Annotated in this window: 23 protein-coding genes and 1 tRNA gene; 8 read left to right on the forward strand and 16 right to left on the reverse strand. The window is 34.2% G+C overall.

Annotated features, from left to right (window positions below):
- Window positions 1-61 precede the first annotated feature (61 nt).
- The 14 genes from Q1A60_RS13985 to Q1A60_RS14050 all read right to left on the reverse strand — a co-directional run bounded on the left by Q1A60_RS13985 (window position 62) and on the right by Q1A60_RS14050 (window position 11,172).
- The gene (locus Q1A60_RS13985; RefSeq protein WP_363322593.1) at window positions 62-718 is read right to left on the reverse strand and encodes an AraC family transcriptional regulator; all 657 of its coding nucleotides are present in this window, start codon (window positions 716-718) and stop codon (window positions 62-64) included.
- A 311-nt stretch (window positions 719-1,029) separates the two neighbouring features.
- Window positions 1,030-1,599, reverse strand: coding sequence for a YceI family protein (locus tag Q1A60_RS13990; RefSeq protein ID WP_299767039.1), 570 nt, complete (start codon window positions 1,597-1,599; stop codon window positions 1,030-1,032).
- Window positions 1,600-1,601: 2 nt separating this feature from the next.
- Window positions 1,602-2,096 (reverse strand): hypothetical protein, encoded by a 495-nt coding sequence (locus Q1A60_RS13995; RefSeq protein WP_299767040.1) that lies wholly within the window; start codon window positions 2,094-2,096, stop codon window positions 1,602-1,604.
- Between the two features lie 109 nt (window positions 2,097-2,205).
- A complete protein-coding gene (locus Q1A60_RS14000; RefSeq protein ID WP_299767041.1) occupies window positions 2,206-3,321 on the reverse strand; it encodes a helix-turn-helix domain-containing protein in 1,116 nt (371 codons plus the stop codon).
- A gap of 23 nt (window positions 3,322-3,344) precedes the next feature.
- Window positions 3,345-4,064 carry a TIGR04283 family arsenosugar biosynthesis glycosyltransferase gene (locus Q1A60_RS14005; RefSeq protein ID WP_299767042.1) on the reverse strand — a complete coding sequence of 240 codons (720 nt, stop codon included), beginning with the start codon at window positions 4,062-4,064 and terminating at the stop codon, window positions 3,345-3,347.
- Between the two features lie 6 nt (window positions 4,065-4,070).
- Window positions 4,071-5,021 carry a DUF547 domain-containing protein gene (locus tag Q1A60_RS14010; protein ID WP_299767043.1) on the reverse strand — a complete coding sequence of 317 codons (951 nt, stop codon included), beginning with the start codon at window positions 5,019-5,021 and terminating at the stop codon, window positions 4,071-4,073.
- Between the two features lie 216 nt (window positions 5,022-5,237).
- On the reverse strand, window positions 5,238-6,206 hold the full coding sequence (arsM, locus tag Q1A60_RS14015) for an arsenosugar biosynthesis arsenite methyltransferase ArsM (protein ID WP_299767044.1): 969 nt from the start codon (window positions 6,204-6,206) through the stop codon (window positions 5,238-5,240).
- A gap of 74 nt (window positions 6,207-6,280) precedes the next feature.
- Window positions 6,281-7,093 (reverse strand): purine-nucleoside phosphorylase, encoded by an 813-nt coding sequence (locus Q1A60_RS14020; protein WP_299767045.1) that lies wholly within the window; start codon window positions 7,091-7,093, stop codon window positions 6,281-6,283.
- Window positions 7,094-7,102: 9 nt separating this feature from the next.
- Window positions 7,103-7,810: a T9SS type A sorting domain-containing protein gene (locus Q1A60_RS14025; RefSeq protein ID WP_299767046.1), complete on the reverse strand. Its 708-nt coding sequence runs from the start codon at window positions 7,808-7,810 to the stop codon at window positions 7,103-7,105.
- Complete coding sequence (locus tag Q1A60_RS14030) at window positions 7,807-8,439, reverse strand: TIGR04282 family arsenosugar biosynthesis glycosyltransferase (protein ID WP_299767047.1); 633 nt, start codon at window positions 8,437-8,439, stop codon at window positions 7,807-7,809. The genes Q1A60_RS14025 and Q1A60_RS14030 overlap by 4 nt, the downstream gene beginning before the upstream one ends.
- On the reverse strand, window positions 8,439-8,927 hold the full coding sequence (locus Q1A60_RS14035; protein ID WP_299767048.1) for a rhodanese-like domain-containing protein: 489 nt from the start codon (window positions 8,925-8,927) through the stop codon (window positions 8,439-8,441). The genes Q1A60_RS14030 and Q1A60_RS14035 overlap by 1 nt, the downstream gene beginning before the upstream one ends.
- Window positions 8,928-9,025: 98 nt before the next feature.
- Window positions 9,026-9,709 (reverse strand): DUF2064 domain-containing protein, encoded by a 684-nt coding sequence (locus Q1A60_RS14040; RefSeq protein ID WP_299767049.1) that lies wholly within the window; start codon window positions 9,707-9,709, stop codon window positions 9,026-9,028.
- An 8-nt stretch (window positions 9,710-9,717) separates the two neighbouring features.
- A complete protein-coding gene (arsS, locus tag Q1A60_RS14045) occupies window positions 9,718-10,776 on the reverse strand; it encodes an arsenosugar biosynthesis radical SAM (seleno)protein ArsS (RefSeq protein WP_299767050.1) in 1,059 nt (352 codons plus the stop codon).
- Window positions 10,777-10,836: 60 nt separating this feature from the next.
- Window positions 10,837-11,172, reverse strand: a complete 336-nt coding sequence (locus Q1A60_RS14050) for an arsenosugar biosynthesis-associated peroxidase-like protein (protein WP_299767051.1) — start codon at window positions 11,170-11,172, stop codon at window positions 10,837-10,839.
- Window positions 11,173-11,388: 216 nt separating this feature from the next.
- On the opposite strand from Q1A60_RS14050, the gene Q1A60_RS14055 reads away from it, so the two are divergent.
- Window positions 11,389-11,461 (forward strand) — tRNA-Phe (locus tag Q1A60_RS14055).
- A gap of 96 nt (window positions 11,462-11,557) precedes the next feature.
- On the opposite strand, the gene Q1A60_RS14060 is transcribed toward Q1A60_RS14055, so the two are convergent.
- Both Q1A60_RS14060 and Q1A60_RS14065 read right to left on the reverse strand, forming a co-directional pair.
- The gene (locus tag Q1A60_RS14060; RefSeq protein ID WP_299767052.1) at window positions 11,558-12,070 is read right to left on the reverse strand and encodes a hypothetical protein; all 513 of its coding nucleotides are present in this window, start codon (window positions 12,068-12,070) and stop codon (window positions 11,558-11,560) included.
- Complete coding sequence (locus Q1A60_RS14065; protein ID WP_299767053.1) at window positions 12,021-12,143, reverse strand: hypothetical protein; 123 nt, start codon at window positions 12,141-12,143, stop codon at window positions 12,021-12,023. The genes Q1A60_RS14060 and Q1A60_RS14065 overlap by 50 nt, the downstream gene beginning before the upstream one ends.
- A 276-nt stretch (window positions 12,144-12,419) precedes the next feature.
- On the opposite strand from Q1A60_RS14065, the gene Q1A60_RS14070 reads away from it, so the two are divergent.
- The 7 genes from Q1A60_RS14070 (at window position 12,420) to Q1A60_RS14100 (ending at window position 20,049) form a co-directional block, all read left to right on the forward strand.
- Window positions 12,420-13,145: a type III pantothenate kinase gene (locus tag Q1A60_RS14070; RefSeq protein ID WP_299767054.1), complete on the forward strand. Its 726-nt coding sequence runs from the start codon at window positions 12,420-12,422 to the stop codon at window positions 13,143-13,145.
- Window positions 13,138-14,385: a hypothetical protein gene (locus tag Q1A60_RS14075; RefSeq protein WP_299767055.1), complete on the forward strand. Its 1,248-nt coding sequence runs from the start codon at window positions 13,138-13,140 to the stop codon at window positions 14,383-14,385. Before Q1A60_RS14070 ends, Q1A60_RS14075 begins: the two co-directional genes overlap by 8 nt.
- An 18-nt stretch (window positions 14,386-14,403) precedes the next feature.
- The gene (locus Q1A60_RS14080; protein ID WP_299767056.1) at window positions 14,404-15,789 is read left to right on the forward strand and encodes a hypothetical protein; all 1,386 of its coding nucleotides are present in this window, start codon (window positions 14,404-14,406) and stop codon (window positions 15,787-15,789) included.
- Window positions 15,789-16,358, forward strand: a complete 570-nt coding sequence (gene lptC / locus Q1A60_RS14085; protein ID WP_299767057.1) for an LPS export ABC transporter periplasmic protein LptC — start codon at window positions 15,789-15,791, stop codon at window positions 16,356-16,358. Before Q1A60_RS14080 ends, lptC begins: the two co-directional genes overlap by 1 nt.
- Complete coding sequence (locus Q1A60_RS14090; RefSeq protein WP_299767058.1) at window positions 16,355-16,549, forward strand: hypothetical protein; 195 nt, start codon at window positions 16,355-16,357, stop codon at window positions 16,547-16,549. The genes lptC and Q1A60_RS14090 overlap by 4 nt, the downstream gene beginning before the upstream one ends.
- Window positions 16,550-17,851, forward strand: coding sequence for a hemolysin family protein (locus Q1A60_RS14095; protein ID WP_299767059.1), 1,302 nt, complete (start codon window positions 16,550-16,552; stop codon window positions 17,849-17,851).
- A 77-nt stretch (window positions 17,852-17,928) separates the two neighbouring features.
- Window positions 17,929-20,049, forward strand: coding sequence for a peptidylprolyl isomerase (locus Q1A60_RS14100; protein ID WP_299767060.1), 2,121 nt, complete (start codon window positions 17,929-17,931; stop codon window positions 20,047-20,049).
- The last annotated feature ends 74 nt before the right edge of the window (window positions 20,050-20,123 follow it).

A 20,123-nucleotide genomic window follows, 5' to 3' on the forward strand; every position in this document is an offset into this window, starting at 1 on the left:
CTACTAAAAGTGAATACTCAAATTTTCATAAAAATCAAAAATGGTGATTTTTAGTCAAAATTTATATCAGTGTATTTTTTCTGTTTTGGATCTGATATTGTTTTGGAGAACTACCAAATAGTTTATGAAATGCTTTAATAAAATGCGATACGTTTTCGTACCCTACTTGATATGCAATGTTTGTTACAGAATCTGATGTTGTACGCAATAATTGAGATGCTTCCTGCATGCGTTTTTCAATAAGCCATTTCTTAGGAGATGTATGAAATGTAGATTTAAAATCTCTTTGAAAAGTAGAAAGGCTCCTTCCTGTAAGATATGCGTAGTCAACAATATCTAATGGTTTTTCAAAATTTTGAAGCATAAACTTTTTTATATGTAATCGCTCTCTATTTTTTAATGCTATAAGATGTTGGACAAAAGCGTCTCCTTTTTCTGAAATACTAATGAGATGTAATAATTCTAATAATTTTGGTTTGGTAAATTGATGAGCATTTTTTCCTTTATATAATGCTAATAGCGTATCTGTATATAAACGTAAGTTTTCATTATAATCTATTAAAAACGTACATGTTGAGTGCGTGGAATTACTTTTTTCAAAACTACTTAGAAATTCATCAGTAATTTCTTGATCAAAGAAAAAAACAATAGCTTCAAAACATTGGTCATCTGGAATAATATCAGTGATGGCATAAAGTCCTTTAGGTAACAAAACCATTTGGTTTTTACGAACTCTAGTTAACTCGCCAGTTTGTTTTTCTATTTGCAATCCTCCTTGTAGTACCAGTGTAAGTGCATGTGAAGATAAGTAACGTTTGTTTTGTACATCAGAAGTGGTTACTTTTTTATGGATAACACAAGAATCTCCATCTATTAAGATTTTTTCAATAGTTGGGTTAAGATAAAAGGCATGTGGTACTACTTTCATAGATGAAAAGATATTTCTATGTATGGAAACATAAGACAAGATTATACCTTTTAAAGTATATAATCTTGTCTCTTTTCTTAAAAGTAGTGATTTCTGGTCAACTAGTACTTTCTCATAAATACTAAGTTTCCTTTCAATGTAAAATCATCTGCAATTACATTTTCTTTTAGGCTTTTAAATATAGATGGAGAGTTGTAATTTACACCATAGGTGGTTCGATCCATTGTGTGGTTAAAAGTAATAGAAATACTCCCATCTTTCATCGTAATAGTGGCTTTTACGGCTTCTTTGTTTTGGGTTTCTTTTATGGTCATCATGCCATTTAAAATACAAGTCTCAGATGAAACGTTTACAGGCTCTGAAAGTATAAATGTCGCTGTTTTGTATTTTTTAACATGAAAGAAATCTTTATCCCTTAAATGCCCTGATAATTGTTTGTTCTCTTGGTGTAGGCTCGTCATATCTACGATAATTTCAAGAGTAGTAATCGTATTTTTTTCATAGGTGATCGTAGCATTTTGAATTTGTAAAGTTCCTTCTGGAGCATAACCTCCTACTGCGGCTTTTCCTCCCCAAATTAGGGTGTTACTTTGTTTTGTAATAGTATATGTGTCTTGACTCAATAGAAGCGAAGAGATGCTTAAAAATAATAGGCTGATGTATGTTTTCATGATTAATGGTTTAAAAGGTTATCTGTAGTGTGTAGGGTTCCGTATCCGCAAACAGTTTCTCCAGTTGCGGTTTTACCTATAAAATACCACATGGCCCAGCCTGCATATAGGTTGCTGTCTGTACGCCAATTGTCAGTCCAAGTATAGGGTTCTCCTTGTTTAAGTTGTTGTTTTTTGGTGCCGAAGGTTTTATCAAGTTCTTTAAGTGGATAGGATTTTCTAAGATTCCATTTCCCGTCATAAAATAAATACGCACCATACTCTGTTATGGTAATTGCGCTCTCTTTGCATAAAATAGAAGTAGCATGCTTCCAATAATAACGATCATCTATTTGTATAGGGTCATTTTCTTTAGGGAAATTAGCGACCTCTATTGCGTTTCGAATGTCTTTTAATTTTTTAGGTAACGATTCGTTACCTGTGGGTCCTGTCCAATCTCTTTGTCCGCACATTGTGAATGTTGCAAGTAATAAACAGATAGTGAGATATGTTTTCATCTTTTGTACTTTTTATTAGTTAGCACAAAGATGCTGTATCAAAGGATGCTGGTCGTCTCAATTCTGGGAATGACACTTTTTATAGGTGTCAATTTGAAAATTGAGCCATTTAAGTATTTGATTTTAGGTGACTTGGTGATTTTCCTGTGATTTTCTTTACAGCTCTATTAAATGAAGCTTTTGAATTAAAACCTGCATCATAAGCTATAGAAAGCAAGGTGTAATTTTTACTTTTAGGGTTTTGGAGTGCTCGTTTTACCTCTTCTATTCGAAGTTCGTTGATGTAATCTGTAAATTTTTTTTGTAAGATGTTATTCAAAGATTTGGTCACGAGGTATGGTTTCTGGTTTAGCTTTCGCGAAAGCGTACTCAACGTTAATTCCGGATCTTTAAATAAAGCTTTTTCAGACATTACTTTTTGTATAGATGCAGCAATTTCTTCTAGTTGTTTTTGTTCCTTCGAAGATAACTGTTGGATCGGTTTTAATGCCGAATCTTTCCGTCTAGAAAACCCTTCTATTCCTAACCAATACGTAATAATTGCCATGCCTATAAAGACAGGGTGTCCATAAAATAAATTGCTAGCAAAGTTGAAGAAAAAGTAATCTATGAGAATGATTATGATATAAATAATGGCAAATATTTTTATGACAATAACTACCCGTCGAATCCAATCTAATTTTCCTTCTATGCGTTCATAATTGGTGAGTTCAGGAAGATGAGAAAGTAGTTGTTGAGATCTGCTGGTGTAGTATATAAGGAGCGCACTGGAAATAACATACATGGTAGGGTAGAGCATCCACGCCATATATCCATAATACCCAAGCCATGAAAGACTCTCTCTGGTGCCATCCCAATAGAAATTCTGTGATTTTATAAAGAAACTCCAAATAATCTCAATGACTACAGGAAGGAAATGAATGTAGTCTTTTTTCTTTAAGCGAAAATCAGGGTTGGCATAACTCTTCACAAAGAAAAAGAGCAATGTACCATAGATCCAATTGTATTCTAAGAGTACTTGATACCAAAAATCATAACGTCCATAGCCAAATATCTTACTGGTTTCTACAAGTAATCGATAGGAAAAAAATAAAAGAATAGCAGCTAGAAATCTATTGGCATAAAAATGCATACCCTTCTTTTGAGATAAAATACAACCGTATACAATCCCTTGAAAAGCGCCTACAGATAATAAGACAATAAGAATATAGTCTATAGATTTCACTCCTCTAAGATAAAGAAGTGTCGTTAAGAAACAATTTTCTTTTTATAGTACTCGTGTAGTTCTTCGGCTGAAGCGCCTAACCATTTTTTTACATAAATGGCCCAAAAATGATATTGTAGTTTCCAAATACCATTTTTTTTATAGCGTCTAGATGAGGTGGTTATTTTTTTATTAATCACAACAAATTCTTTGCGCGCATATAACTTATTGATGAGGTCATTGTCTTCATAGATAATAAAACGCTCATCATACCTGCCTAGTTCTTCAAATAAATCTTTTGTGATAAACTGACTCTGATCACCACCTCGACAAGCTCTCCAAGAAAATTGAGTAAGCCAGCTAGCGAGTCGTAACCACCAGTGGTTACTATCAAAACACATTCTGAAACATCCTGCATGATTGCCTTTTGACACTTCACTTATAATGTTTTGATCATATCCTTTTGGTGGGAAACTATCAGCATGTAAAAAATAAAGAATGGCTCCTTTTGCAATAGAAGCACCCGCATTCATTTGTTTTGCTCTGCCTTTAGGAGCGGTGATTACATGAATGTTATTTACGTTATCTTGGGTACTATGATTTTGAATGATAGCTAGTGTGTTGTCTTCACTACCCCCGTCTACAATAATAATTTCTATAGACGTTTTTGCATCTTTACTCGTAACTAGATGCTTCAAAAGCCGAGAAATATTCTCGGCTTCATTGAGCGTAGGTATTATTATTGAAATTTTGGGAGTTCCCAAATATGTTTATTTATTAAGTGACCAATTATAATCTTTGAATCTCTTTTTTGCTTTTGCATTAATTGGAGTTTCAGAATACGTATTTAAAAAATCTATAACGGATCCGTTGGTTTTAAAATCTTTTGCAAACCAATTAAAAATTTCTGAGATTTCAATACTGTTTGCTGTAATAGTATTACGTTTTTTATCATTCACAAAACGTCTTGCTAACGTGTCTAGTTGTTTGTCTACTTTTTGAGCAGTGAATGCTTCATTTAATAATGGAGGACACGAAAAAGAAGCACAGTTGATTCCAAAGTGAATACGAGCATCTCCCATTTTACGTAAAATCTTATGCTCAATCTCATTAAGATTATAATATTTTTCGCCTAATTTCCAAAAACGTTGTCCCCATGGATCTTTAATATCTTTAATGCTAGCTAATGGATAATTACGAAGTATAAGATCTACCGTCATTGCATTATAGGCATTCATCCAGTAGGCAAGTTTATCTTCTTTAGTCCAGGTGTCTGTAGGCATATTTTCACCTAAAGCTTTTATGTAACTTCTTAAGGTACTCCAGTTTCTTTTAAAACCATCGTAATCTACATTTCCTTCTTTAGAAACATAGGTTGCAACTAAATCATCATAACTTGTGTGATCAAATGCTTCTAATGGTTTTTTTGCAGGAACAGGCACATCAGTCATTTCCTTTTCATTAGTCTTACTATCGGTAGTTGGAATGACTGGTATTTCTTTTTTTGGTTCTTCTTTAGGAGCGTCCATCATATCCTTTTCTACTTCAGGTGCTTCCCGTTCTATAACTGTTTTATTTTCTGTTTTCACTTCATTTTCGACTACTTTCTTCTCAACAGTCGTCGTTTTATTTACCTGCTCTGCAGATGCAATTTTTTTGCTTCCACCACAGGCAGTTAATATACCAGCTGTAAGTGCTAATGCTATTAAATAATATTTCATTTTATTTGATTTATGGGGTATGTTATACCAATACTTCCTTTCTGGACTTATTCTATTTTCATTCTAGTAGTCCAAAATTTACGCCATACTTTACAGAATCAACTATTATTTTTATACTTTTTACTCGTTAGAGTGTGTGTTGTGTCTTTATTATATAACGTAAAAAGAGGGAGTATATACGTATACTACCCTCTTTTTAAAATTATTTATATGGCATTAGCAACATCCGCCACCATCATAATGGAAAGTAGATTCACTAATAAAAATATCATCACGTCCTAAATCTGCAATAGCCTGTGCCGTTTTATCGCAAACAGCTAATGGCTGGTTCTTTAAAAGAATGTGTCCTTTTTTATCATCAAAATAATCTTCATCCCCATAATAAATAGCTGCTTTTCCTGTAAAGATACAAGGACCATCTTCTGGCATTGGATCTTTAATGGCTGCAATTTCTATAGATTCTATATAGATAAGCTCATCTGTAGGATACGCTCCTGGATTAAGGATACGATATGGTTTACGCGCTCTAATTTCAATAGTTCCAAAGCCTACATCTGTAAGTGCTTTTACATATTCAGCTATAGGAAGACTTCCACTTAAGCAAAGTGCACGTAATCTATCATCATTACGTAACTCTTCATTCATAGGTTGCTCACAGGTAGGGTCACTCATCACAAGACGTCCATGTGGTTTTAAAACGCGGTACATCTCTTCTATGGCTCTTTTTAAATCTTCTGCCTTAAAGATGTTAAAGAGGCAATTTTGAGCGGCAACATCAATCGTATTATCATCAACAGGTAGATTAAGAGCATCTCCTTTTTTGAGGTCTACAAATTCACTTTTAAACCAAGGATTTAATTCTTCTGCTTCTACAAAGTTTTTACGGGATGCTTCAAGCATTTCATCTACTACATCTACACCTACAACGCCTCCTTTATTTCTGTTAAAATAAGCAAACTGCAAAAGCTCCATGCCGCCTCCAACACCTACATATAGCATTTTCGGTTCATTGGTAAGATCTCTAGCATTTACAGTACTGCCACATCCGTAATTCATTTCTTGCATGATTTTAGGGATCTTTAATCCTGGTAGCTCCCAAATAGGGTTGGTAGTACAACATAGTCCTACGTCTGGCGTTAATGCTGCTTCTTTATATACATCTACTGTAGCATCTAAATAACTCATATTTCTGTCTGTTTTATTATAAAATAGTATGGGGTTTTGTATAACTGAACTCCTTAGTCGTATGAAATTCTATTTTATATCGTTTTTATTAATTCGGTGAATAATTTGATCATATCTGGTTCTGCCTTTCCAGCCATCGCAATGATTTCTGGAATATCTACAGGTTCTAAATTATCGGGATCACACTCGTCTGTTAATACAGATACTGCACTTACAGGAAGACTTAGATGGTTTGCAACAATGATTTCTGGTACGGTGCTCATTCCTACAGCATCTGCACCAATAATTTTAAGATATCGATACTCTGCTCTTGTTTCTAATTGTGGTCCTACAACAGATGCATATACACCTTTATGCAAATGGATTCCATTTGCGGTAGCTATTTTTTCTAGAGCAGCATTCATCGTGACATCATAAGGAGCACTCATATCTGTAAATCGTTCTCCTAGTTTTTCAACCCCTTTAAACGCAAGTGGAGATCCTCCCTGCAAATTGATATGATCATCAATAAGCATTAATTCTCCTTTCTTGAAATTTAGATTTACGGCTCCAGCGGCATTAGAAACTAATAATTTTTTAATACCAAGTGCATGCATAATACGTACAGGAAACGTTACATCTGTAAGAGAATATCCCTCATATAAATGAAAACGTCCTTGCATCACAATAACTTTCTTATCTTCTAGTGTTCCATAAATTAATTTTCCAGTGTGAAACTCAACAGTGGCTGTTGGGAAATGAGGTATATGATTATAACTTACTTCTTTAATAATGTTTACACTATTTAGTAGCTGTCCTAATCCTGTGCCTAGAATAATTCCAATTTCTGGATTGTCAAACCCTTTGTTTTGAAGGTATTCTGTAGTTTCTTGAATGATTTTTATCATAATAATTAATTACTGAACAATCAGTTTTCTTGTTGTTTTTTGATCTCCTGATGAAATGGTCATGATATAGATGCCAGCTTTTAATGTAGGAACATATATCGTTTGGTTTGTAATATTTTGTTGGTTATGCACTTGCTTTCCTACTACATCATAAATAGTAATATCATTATTTTGTGTGGTTAGTCCAGCTATTGAGAATTGATCTTTCATAGGATTTGGTGTAATATTTACAGCGTCAAAAGCTCTATCTTCAATAGCAAGTGTTGCGCAATCTGCTCCTTGGTTTTCTCCTAAAGTTGCTCTACCCCATAATACATCGGCTTGAACGCATTGTATGATGATATAAGAGAAATCACTAAGATTTACACTGTCTGGCACATCAAATACTTTCATCCCTGTAATAGGGTCATTCATATCTTGACCTCCATTATCATCTTGTAATGGCTCTGTAGTTACTTCTATTTCTGTTCCTCCTTGATCAAGGCGTTCAGTTGTTGTTAAAAACACACGTAATTCTATACCTTGTACGGTAGCAAAATCATCTGCAAAGATTACTTGTTTAGTTCCATCTGTTTCAAATCTCAAAAAAGCAGTTCCTTCTACTGGATAATCAACAGGATCATCTACTGCGGCAAGAGCTCCTTCTCTAAAGCATTGCGCTTGAGTTATAGATGAGATTAAAATAAGTGCGATAAGAGTAATTGTAATTTTTTTCATGTTTGTAGTTTTAATTGATTAATATAATTAGCAAACTCTGGGTAGGGTGTTAGGTCTTCCGCAAAGTCTATGTCGTTTAGTTCTTCTAGTGTGTGTATCGTATAAGATGAAAGATCTTTCAATGTATTTTCAAGTACAGTATCACCTCCCCATTCTTTGTTTTTGAATACATCAGTAATAAGAAATCTCATTCCTAATAAATAATAGCCGCCGTCTTTTGCAGGGCCAATTACTGTGTCATGTGTTGTTAAGGCATCAAAGGCTTCTTTTAAGTGATGGGGTTGTAAATCATAGAGATCACTTCCTATAATCACTATTTTTTTATAATTGTCTGAAAACCCTTCAGTAAATGCATGCTCCATACGTTGTCCAAGATCATCTCCTTGTTGTTGAAATTTTTCAAAAAAGGATTCTTCCCAGAGATCTTGTTCTCTAACTTTTACAGAATAACCTACTCTTTTTGTGCAGTCATTTTGTATGACAACATCATGGGTATGTTGCAATAGTTCTTTATATATAGTCAACGCGTTCTCTTGTCCAACGCCCTTTGCTAGACGTGTTTTTACTTTACCCAACTCAGGATTTCGAGTGAATATAAGAAGGAGGTTATTTTTGTTTTCTGTGCTCACTATTTATATATTTTAATACCGGTTTGTAAATATTTCCCCCATTCTTTACTATACACATGTACGCTGTCTGTTGGGTTCTTTTTTTGATTCACCACCATATATCCTTTGTCTTTCCAGGCAAAGATACTTCCGTATAGGTTGTAAACTTTTGTATAGCCTAATTTTTGAAGGCTCTCGCCAAAATTTTCAGAACGAACTCCTATAGAGCAGTATACTACAATAGGCTGTGATTTGTCTGGGTACGCTTTCGCGAAAGCGTATGAATCCAACTTCTCACTACTCCATATGGCAGTAGGAATATGACTCACTGTAAACTCTTCCTTTTTGCGTGTGTCTAAAATGAGATACTCATTTTTGTTTTGATGTAGATCTTCTACAGAAATATAGGGTACCGTTTTGTCATTATAGGTATTTAATACCACATCCATAGGCTCTTGTGCCCATGTAGGAACTGATATTAAAAATAAAATGATAACGATTAATTTCATGTTTGATCTAAATACTTCTTGTTGAATTACAACATTGTCATATGTTGTAGTGATTTTACATCCTTTTAGAACGAATTTTATACTATGTCTAGCATAAATTAGTAAGAACGAAGTAGAGGAGATCCTTTATTGAATATGCAGTTAAGAATAAAAGAAGGTATGAAGTTTTGAGTGTCTTCAATACGAGTAGTTGCCGTTGTGATAATAGATTGTAGTACTTGTTTGAGTTTGCTATTAGCTAGTTTTAGCTCTTTTTTAAGTACGGTTTCAATATCAAATGCGGTATCAATATCGGTTAAGGAATGAAGTAAAATGGCATCGTTGTTTTCTGAATATACGCTCAGTAATTTTTCAGAAAGCGAATTTGTTTGCCATGGCAATTGTAAAAATTGTACAGCATTAAATCGTGATTTGTGTAGTCCTATTAGGTAAAAGCCTCCATCTTTGGATGGGCCTAAAACAAATTTGTGATTTTCAAGTTTTTGAGCAGCATTTAAAATATGATGTGTTTGTAAATGAGGTGTGTCATTTCCAATGGTAATCACATTGTCATACCCTTTATTGTAAATAGATTGTATCGCATTTGTAAGACGTTCTCCAAAAGTAGTTCCTACTTGATCTGCTTCAGTGGCTCTGAAATAGGGAAGCTTACTTTTTTTAACAGTAGCTATCGTATGGTTGTTTAACTGCGTAAATAGGTGCTCTGCGTTTTTAAACGGCTTGTTTGCCGCTTCTTTTTGAGCAGATTGTGCAAATATTAATATGGCAGTTTTTTGTGACATTACAGTAATTAAGCTACAGTTCCTTGACAACTACTACCAGCACCTGCAGTGCATCCGTAGCAATGTTGTGAGATGACAATATCGCGATTATTTAGAACTTCTTCATTATACTCAGAGATATGTTTAATTTTTGAGTTGACTTTAAGGCCCAACATCTGGTTAAAGTCACAATCATAAAGCCATCCATCCCAACTTATAGAAATTGTATTGGTACACATCACATTAGCAACAGCCATTGGGTTATAAGCTTCAACTAGTTGATACATATAATCTTCATAGTTTTCTGATGCGATCAGATAATCTAAGAATCTAGCGATAGGAAGATTGGTAATGGCGAAAAGGTTATGGAATTGAATTCCGAAATCTTCCATTAATGCCTTCTTAAAATCTTTTTCCATGCTCGCTTGATCTCCTGGTAAAAAGGCACCAGATGGATTATATACAAGATCTAGGCGTAAATCGCTATCAGGCATTCCATAGCCTACAGCGTTTAACTCTTGAAGGGCTTTAATAGATTTGTCAAAAACACCATCTCCACGTTGTTTGTCAGTCTTTCCTTTTGTCCAATGCGGCATAGAAGAGATGACGTGTACATTGTGTTTTTTGAAAAATTCTGGTAAATCGTAATACTTTTTATTAGCTCTTATAATCGTAAGATTACTACGTACGATAAAATCTTTAATTCCCGCTTTACTAGCTTCCTCTACAAAACGTCTAAAATGAGGATTCATTTCAGGAGCTCCTCCTGTAAGGTCAAGGGTATGTGCGCCTGTATTGCGTATAACCTCAAGACATTGCTCCATGGTTTCCCAAGTCATAATTTCTTTACGGTCAGGACCTGCATCTACGTGGCAATGGTCGCATACTTGATTACACATATATCCTACATTGATTTGTAAGATTTCTAATGTGCGTGGACGTAGAGGAAACTGATTTGTTTCTTTTATTTTCTTTGCAAATGTGGGTAATTCTCCATTTTTGAAAATACCATTAGAGAGTATTTCTAACTGACGATTTGCGTCTGCCAGTTCGTTTTCGCTCTTTTTAAGTGACTTTGTTGCTCCCATATTTAGTGTCCGCGCAGGCGGATATCTTTTTCTTTGTATAGTTTTGGCGAAATTACAATACTATCCGTCTAATTTAGTTACTTTATTCATCATCATCACGCCGTGTACTAATGTAGCACCACTTTTTATAGCAGCACCTACGTGTACAGCTTCCATCATTTCTTCTTTGGTAATTCCTTTTTGTAAGCCATCTTTAGAGTAGGCGTCTATGCAATAAGGACATTGTTCTGTATGTGCTACCGCAAGAGCGATAAGAGATTTTTCGCGAGCTGTGAGCGCTCCTTCTTCAAAAACTTTACCGTAATAGTCAAAGAATTTTGTTCCTAATTCTTCGCTCCATTCTGTGATCTTTCCAAATTTTCTGAGATCTTTTGGGTCGTAATATTGATCTGCCATATATGTTTGATTGTGGTAGGCTAAAGTATAATTAATCGTAATCTTGTCCAATTACTTACAATCAAATTTAAATAAATGGTTTTATTTAACAATTTTATGTGCTAATGGGTTGATTTTATGTGTTTGAAATAATAAAAATAAAAAGATGTGTAATTTTTCTAAAAAAGTTGTTGTTCATATTTAAATAAGGTTATATATTTGCAGCCGCATTAGCGAGGTACCTTAGCTCAGTTGGTAGAGCAACGGACTGAAAATCCGTGTGTCCCTGGTTCGATTCCTGGAGGTACCACAGAAAAACCCGATCAATTTGATCGGGTTTTTTGTTTTAATTTATTTTAAACTTATAGTATTAAGTTAAAAGCCTATTCAAGTATAAGTGCTTATTCTAACTATTCTTATTATACTTTTCTAGTTCTTCCTCTATTTCGTCTTTGAGATCGAGATCACCTATAATTTTATTTAACTCACGACTTATCCATATCAAAAAAATAATAATGGGTATAATAATAGGTATAGAATACCAAAAATCAAATTCGTCTATATAACTGACTTGATAATTAATGACCCCTAATAACTGGAATAAAAACATTATTAGAGGAATTAAAATAGCCCATCTCCACCAGTCTTTTGAGGTAATAAACCATAAAGATGTGATAATAACAAAAGTGATTTTTGTGAATAATGCATGTACAAAACCTTGTGCATGGGTAAATTCTCCGCTATTTATATTGAATAAAGTTGTTTGCCAAATTTTTGAATCTGTAGGGGCGTATTTGTATAAATAAAACAAGAAAGGTGTAATAGCTAATAAAAAAGCTATTACACCTCCAATAATAAGACGTTTCTTCCTATCCGTTTGGTGGAACTTGGTAGTCTTTTTTGTCAATTTGTACTTCATTTGGGGATGAGTTTGTAGCGGTACCTACAATAACTGCAAGAGCAAATGCAATTGCTAGAATTACTTTTTCCATAATTTAAGGGGTTTTTGAGTTTAATGATTAGGACAAATGTCCCTCTTCACCTCCTTCTTATGAAATAATAACGCTATTTGTTATTGTATAACTTATCTACTAATGTTTACAAACTTACTAAAAAATGATTTTGAAAATCACATAAAATAAAAAGTCTGTTAATAACCCTTAATTTATGTTAACAGCCTATTAATTTGTAAAACCTTACAGTCTTTTACGATTCTGTTAACAAGGTAGTACTTTTCAATTTGTATTTTTGGCGAGATATTATACCGTATGCAACTTATTATAGATGTTGGAAACACGAGAGTGAAAGTCGCTATTTTTGATGATGATGTAATGGTCGCAAAAAAAGCGATAACCTTACCTCAGTTTATAGAAAATTTAGGTGATTTTGTCGCAGCATATCCTGTGAAGAGGGCTATTATATCTTCAGTAGGACGCTTGTCACAAGAGCAATCTAGATCTGTACAACTTCGATTTCCTACCATATTACTGTCTCATAACACACCGCTTCCTTTTGTGAATGATTATGGAACACCCCAAACATTAGGTGTAGATAGAATAGCGCTTGTGTCCGCTTTCGCGAAAGCGTACTCAGGAAAAAATGGATTAATAATAGACGCAGGAACCTGTATTACATATGATTATATAAATGCCGAAGGTCATTATAAAGGTGGTGCAATATCTCCTGGGATTCGATTGCGATATAATGCATTACATACTCTTACGGCAAACCTTCCTTTATTAGAAACCCATATGCCAGAACAGATTGTTGGTGATAGTACAGAAATGGCTATTCATTCTGGAGTAATGATGGGTGTCGTTAAAGAAATTGATGGAATAATAGACCAATATAAACGTGATTTTGGGGTTGATACCGTTATTTTAACTGGTGGAGATACAGAAACCTTGTCAAAACGATTAAAAAATAGCATCTTTGCGCACTCTAATTTTTTGATGGAGGGCTTAAATTATATATTAAGACGAACGAATGATTAAAAAAATAATTATTGCAGTAATGCTTGTGATGGCTGGAAAGGCCTTTGGACAGGAGGGTGGAACTGCATCTCCTTATTCCTTTTATGGTATAGGAACACAACAATTTAGAGGAACGTATGAAAACCGTGCCATGGGTGGTATGAGTGTGTATAGTGATAGTTTACACCTTAATTTATTAAACCCTGCGCAACTAGGTCGATTGCGATTTGTGACATTTACAGTAGGAGGAAGTCATACAGAAGTAACATTAAAAGATGGAGCTAATGAGAATAATACTTCCGTAAGTACAGTAGATTATTTAGCATTAAGTTTTCCTGTATCTAAAAAAGCAGGCGTTAGCTTTGGTTTAGTTCCATTTACGTCCGTAGGATATGATTTAAGCGATAGTGATGAAGAGAGTATAAATACTTTTTCTGGTAGAGGTGGTGTAAATCGCGTATTTTTATCTGCTGGATATGAGATCACGAAAGGATTATATGTAGGAGGAAGTGCTAATTATAATTTTGGAAACATCCAAAATGAAACATTACGTACTATAGAAGGAGCAGAATTAGGTACTCGTGAACGTAATCGATCAGATATATTAGGGTTTACTTTTGAATTAGCTGCACAATATGATCGTATGCTTACAGAGAAGCTTGAATTAAGAACATCTGTAAAGTATGTTCCTGCTACAGAAGTAGAATCTGAAAATCAACGACAAGTGTCTTCAGTTATATTTAATAACTTAGGGTTATTACAGGATTTAGATATCGTTGAAGTTCCCGTAGGAGATACTAACTTTGATTTTCCTTCTTCCGTTACATTGGGAGCGGGATTAGGAGAACCTAATAAATGGTTTTTTGGAGCTGAATATACAACTCAAAAGAATAGTACATTTACAAATAGAGGGTTTACTTTAGATAATGTACGCTTTGAAGATGCAGCTCAATTTAGATTAGGAGGGTTTTATATTCCTAAATTCAATTCTGTTTCAAGTTACTTTGAGCGAATCACTTACAGAGCAGGGTTTAGATATGAAGAGAGCGGTATTGTCATAGATAATGAAGATATAAATGAGTTTGGCATATCTTTTGGAGTTGGATTACCAGCTGGGCGAAGTTTAAATAATATTAATTTTACTTTTGAGTTCGGACAGCGTGGGACAACAAATTCAGGATTAGTTCAAGAAAACTTCTTTAACGCAGGGATTAGTTTATCTCTCAATGATATTTGGTTTATCCAAAGTAAATTTAATTAATAGTACAAAAACTAGATTATGAAAACTAAATTAACTACACTTTTTGCAGCGATCGTATTGATGATGACCGGGACTGCAAATGTAAATGCTCAACAAATAAGCGAGGAGTGTATTACTACAGGTTCGATTTTTGTAGAAGCTGCCAAAGTTAAAAACTATGAAGCGGCGAGACCATCATTTGAAAAACTGAGAAAAGATTGCCCTAACTGGTCGTTAGCTCTATATCAATATGGAGAGCGTTTGTTAAAAGCAGACCTTAAAAAAGCTACTGGAGCAGAAAAAACAGCTGTTGCACAAGATCTTATCGCCTTTTTAAAGCAAAGAGAACAGTATTTCCCTGCAAAAACCCCAGCTGGAAAAAATGCAGCAAACCAAGCACAGATTCTTTTTGATAACAAAATAGGAACAGAGAAATCTCAATATGATGCATTTAACAAAGCATTTGCAAAAGATGTAGAGTCTATCAATAGTGCAAAAAGTATCTATACGCGTTTTAAGTTAGCTGTGAGTTTACATAAAGCAAATCAATTACCATTACAAGATGTATTTGATCTGTATGATGAAACACAAGAAAAACTTAATAAAGAAGCAACCAAACTTGATGGTAAGCTACAGAAGTTATTAGATAAAGAAGAGTCTGGTACAGCATTAACGGCTAAAGAAGGGAGAAGAAAGAAAGGGTATGAAACAAACCTTAAAGCATTTGGTACGTTTGCAGGAGGTACTGACGCTGAAATGGGTATTTTAGGGAATTGTGAAAACTTAATCCCATTATATAATAAAGGATACGAAGAAAACAAAAATGATATCGGTTGGATTCGTAAAGCTGCAGGACGTCTTGCAGGTAAAGATTGTACAGATTCTGATTTATTTCAGAAATTAGTAACACAATTACATAACCTTGAGCCATCTGCAAAGTCAGCACAATATTTAGGAATCTTAGCTGATAAGAAAGGTGACAATGCAGGAGCTCAGAATTATTTCCAACAAGCAATTGATCTTGAAACAGATCCTAAAGAAAAAGCAAAATCGTACTACAGACTTGCTGAGAAAGCAAGAAAGTCTGGAAGTTATGGGAAAGCAAGAGGTCTTTATAACAAAGCATTAGCTGAAGATCCATCTATGGGTAGATGTTACTTGAAAATAGCTGGCATGTATGCTGCAAGTGCAAATAACTGTGGAGATTCTGTATTCAACAAAAGAGCTGTGTACTGGTTAGCTGCAAATACAGCAGAGCGTGCAGGTCGTGTAAGTCCTTCATTAGCTAAAACTGCAAATGGAACAGCGGCTTCATATAGAGGGAAAGCTCCAGATAAATCAATGATCTTTAACGCAAATATGGGCGGTAAAACAGTCTCTATAGGATGTTGGATTGGATCTAGCGTAAGAGTTCCTAATCTATAATGATTAGAACAAAAACATATATATTATACTTAGTCACAGCTTTTGCTGTGACTTTGTGTTTTAGTTGTAAAGGTAAAGGAGAAGAGATTCGTAAAATGCGAATTAAATCTGATGCCGCTATTGCAGAAGGAACAGGTATTAATCTTAAATATACAGATTCCGGTAAGGTAACAGCACATCTCAAAACACCATTATTGAAGGATTTCAGTAATGCTTCCTTTCCATATAATGAGTTTCCAGAAGGAGTAGAAGTTACTTTTATAGATGATGAAGGCAAGGAAAGCATTATTACATCAAAATATGCGATACAATATAAAAATACTAATCTTATAGACTTGCGTGAAGATGTAACCTTGTTTACAAGTGATTCTGTAACATTAAATGCACAACAATTATACTGGGATCAGTCTAATAACTGGATATTTACAGATCAACCTTATACGCTTACTACAGCAGATGGATCTCGTAATGATGGCGATTTATTTGATTCTAATAAAGACTTTACAAATTTTGTATCTTTAAACAACGTAAGTAAACAGTACGTAAAAGAAACCACCGAAGAACAATGATGCGTTACGCAAAATTCACAGAATGGATATATGCTATTATAGCAGTATTAGCAGGGTATGAAACCTTTTCAAAATGGAATGAAGATAGAAATAGTGCTTATCTATTCCTGTTTTTTACAATAATTAGTGTCGGAATGTTTTTCTTTAGAAGACATTTTAGAAAGAAATTTGAAAAAAGGAACCAACCTTAAATGGAATCATTAGAGGGTAGTATAGCGGTAATTTGTGTCTCGCTCATTCTTTCTGCTTTTTTCTCAGGTATGGAAATTGCTTATATATCAGCAAATAAAATCCATATCGAGCTAGAAAAAAAGCAAAACGATTTCCTTTCTAAAATTCTTACCCGTCTTACCAAAAAACCCTCAAAGTTTATAGCTACAATGCTTTTAGGTAATAATATTGCCTTAGTGGTATATGGATATTACATGGGAGATGTATTGCAGCATTGGTTAGAAGGTATGATGCCTTTCGGCGAAAACTTCCAATGGCTCTCCACCTTTGTTTCAGAATTTAGTTTATTAAGTCAGACTATTATCTCAACACTTGTAATTCTTCTTACGGCAGAATTTTTGCCAAAAGTATTCTTTCAGATATATGCTAATAAACTATTGAAGTTTTTTGCAATCCCTGCCTATTTCTTCTATGTTCTATTTAGTTTTTTAAGCTCCTTTGTTATTTGGATTTCGGATATGGTTCTAAAACATGTGTTTAAAACAGATGGTGATGAAGTGCAACTTGCATTTTCTAAAGTAGAGCTAGGAAATTATATTTCAGAACAGATGGAATCAGTATCTGAACATGAACAAATAGATACGGAGATTCAAATTTTTCAGAATGCATTAGAATTCTCAGAAGTAAAATCTCGAGAAGTAATGATTCCACGCACAGAAATTATCGCAGTAGAAGAGAATACCAGTCCTACAAATCTTACTTCTCTCTTTATAGAGTCTGGACTTTCTAAAATATTAGTGTATAAAGATACAATAGATGATATTGTAGGTTATGTACATTCTTTTGCATTATTTAAAAAACCTAAGACAATTAGTAGTGTTTTAATGCCAGTAGTATATGTGCCTGAAACCATGTTAGCAAAAGATGTCCTTAACGTACTTACCAAAAAAAGAAAAAGTCTTGCGGTTGTTATAGATGAGTATGGAGGTACTAGCGGTATGATGACAGTAGAAGATATTATTGAAGAGCTTTTTGGAGAAATTGAAGACGAACATGATTCTATAGATTTAAAAGAAGAAGTTACTGATGATGGATATTATCACTTATCTGCTCGTTTGGAGGTAGATTACTTAAATGAAACTTATAAGTTAAACCTTCCTGAGAGTGAAAACTATGAAACTTTAGGAGGTCTTGTTGTGAGTCATACCGAAGAGATTCCAGAAGAAGGAGAGACCATAATCATAGATAACTTACACTTACATATACTGGAGACTTCCAATACAAAAATAGAACTTATTGAGATACGTCCTCAGGAAGGTTAAATCCTATCACTTTTTTGTTTTATATATTATAAGAAAATGGTATTTTCGCCCACTATTGTAGAATAAATTATTGACAGATGGCAATTTTAAATAAGATAAGACAACGATCACTATTTTTAATCCTAATTATTGCACTTGCACTTTTCTCTTTTGTGCTTGCAGATTTGATTAAAAATGCAGGATCAGATTCCTCAAAGCAAAATCGCATTGCGACGATTAACGGGGAAGATTTAGATAGAAAAGAATTTGATCTAAAAGTAGAGCAGCAAGTACGTCGTTTAGGTCCTTCGGGAACAACAACTAGAGCAGTGAACTCTGTATGGGATCAAGAAGTAAACCGTATGGTTTTAGAAGGTCAATATGAAGAACTAGGAATTCGTGTTGGAAAAGATCGTTTAGCAGATCTTCTTAAAAATGCATTACAAAATGATGCAAGATTCCAAGATGCTGATGGATTCTTTAGTGAAGCAAAAATGCAAGAGTTTATAGCTACCTTAAAAGAAAGTAGAAATCCAGACGATTTTTCAGGATGGCTTACTTATGAGAATTCACTTGCAGATACTGAAAAACAAAATGTATACTACAATTTGGTAAAGGCTGGTCTAGGAGCTACTCTTAAAGATGGAGAAGTTGCTTATCGATTAGATGGAAATGCTGTAGATATCCAATTTGTACAAGTTCCTTATGCTAGTATTCCAGATGAAGATATTTCAGTATCTGAATCTGAAATCACAAATTATATCAATGCACATAAAGACGAATACCAAACAGATGCTACTCGTAACATTCGTTTTGTGAAGTTTCAGGAAAAAGCGACATTAGATGATGAGAATGTGCTTAAAGAGTCTATGAAACTATATCTTAATGATGAATTAGTATCTTACAATAGATCAACACAAATTAACGATACACTTCCTGGCTTTAGAGTTGCTGAAGATTTAAATGAATTTCTTTCAGAAAATTCTGATTTGCCGTATGTAGATCGTTTTAGATTTAAAAAAGACCTTGCAGGAGTTGTAAGAGATACCATCGCTCAATTAGATAAAGGAGCAATTTATGGCCCTTACAAAGACGGTCGTTATATGAGATTAGATCGTATCGTTGAGACGCGTCAAATGCCTGATTCTGTTCAATCACGTCATATATTAGTGTCATACCAAGGTGCATTACGTTCTCCAGAGACACGTACTGAGGAGGAAGCAAAGCAACTTGCAGATAGCATCTTTGGAGTGATTAAAAGAGATAAAAGCTCTTTTGATGCATTAGCTGCCGAATTTTCATCAGACTCATCAAACAAAAGCACTGGAGGTGATTTAGGTTTTCAAGATCCAAATTTATTTGCAGCAGAATTTAGAGATTATATTGTAGATAACCCTAAAGGTTCTATGGATATCGTAAAAACAGATTTTGGATATCACATTATAGAAGTTACTGAACAAAAGAACTTCCAGAAAGCACTTAAGATTGCTAGTATAGCAAAAGAAATTGTCCCTTCAGATAAAACAATTTCTGATGTATATACTCAAACGCAGAAGTTTGAAATAGCAGCAGGTGATGGAGATTTTGAAGCCGTAGCTAAAGAAAACTCATATACAGTTCGTCCTGTAAATAACATAGGAAGAATGGATGAGAATTTGCCAGGAGAAGGACCACAGCGTTCTATTGTACAGTGGGCTTTTGAAGAAGATGTGAAAAAAGGAGATATCAAGCGTTTTCAAGTAAATGATGGCTATATCGTAGCTCAAATTACTCGTATGGTAGAAGAAGGTGTAAAACGTCCAGAAGATGTATCTGCTAGCGTATTACCTATTATACGTAAGCAAAAGAAAGCAGCTCAAATTAAAGGAAATATCACAGGAACTACCTTAGATGCTATTGCACAAAACCAAGGTCAAACGGTAAAAACATCAGGAGCACTTAATATGAATAGTCCTAATATTGCAGGAGCAGGAGATGAACCTAAAGTAGTAGGTGTAGCATTTGGTCTTAATGAAGGAGATGTTTCAGAACCTATCGAAGGAGAAAGAGGTGTATATGTGATTAAAGTAACTAAGAAAACAGAAGCACCAGTATTAGAAAACTATGGAACATATGCTGCGCAGCAAGCTCAAAAAGCAAGAAACGGAGTTACTACAAAGGTAATTGAGGCGCTTAAAGCAGCCGCAGATATTGAAGATTATAGAGGAGCGTTTTATTAATACGTTCATAGAATACAAATCATAAAAAAAGGATCACAGATGTGATCCTTTTTTTATGTCTTTAACTGTCTTGT

Source organism: uncultured Dokdonia sp., from assembly GCF_947492535.1.
Taxonomy (GTDB): Bacteria; Bacteroidota; Bacteroidia; order Flavobacteriales; family Flavobacteriaceae; genus Dokdonia.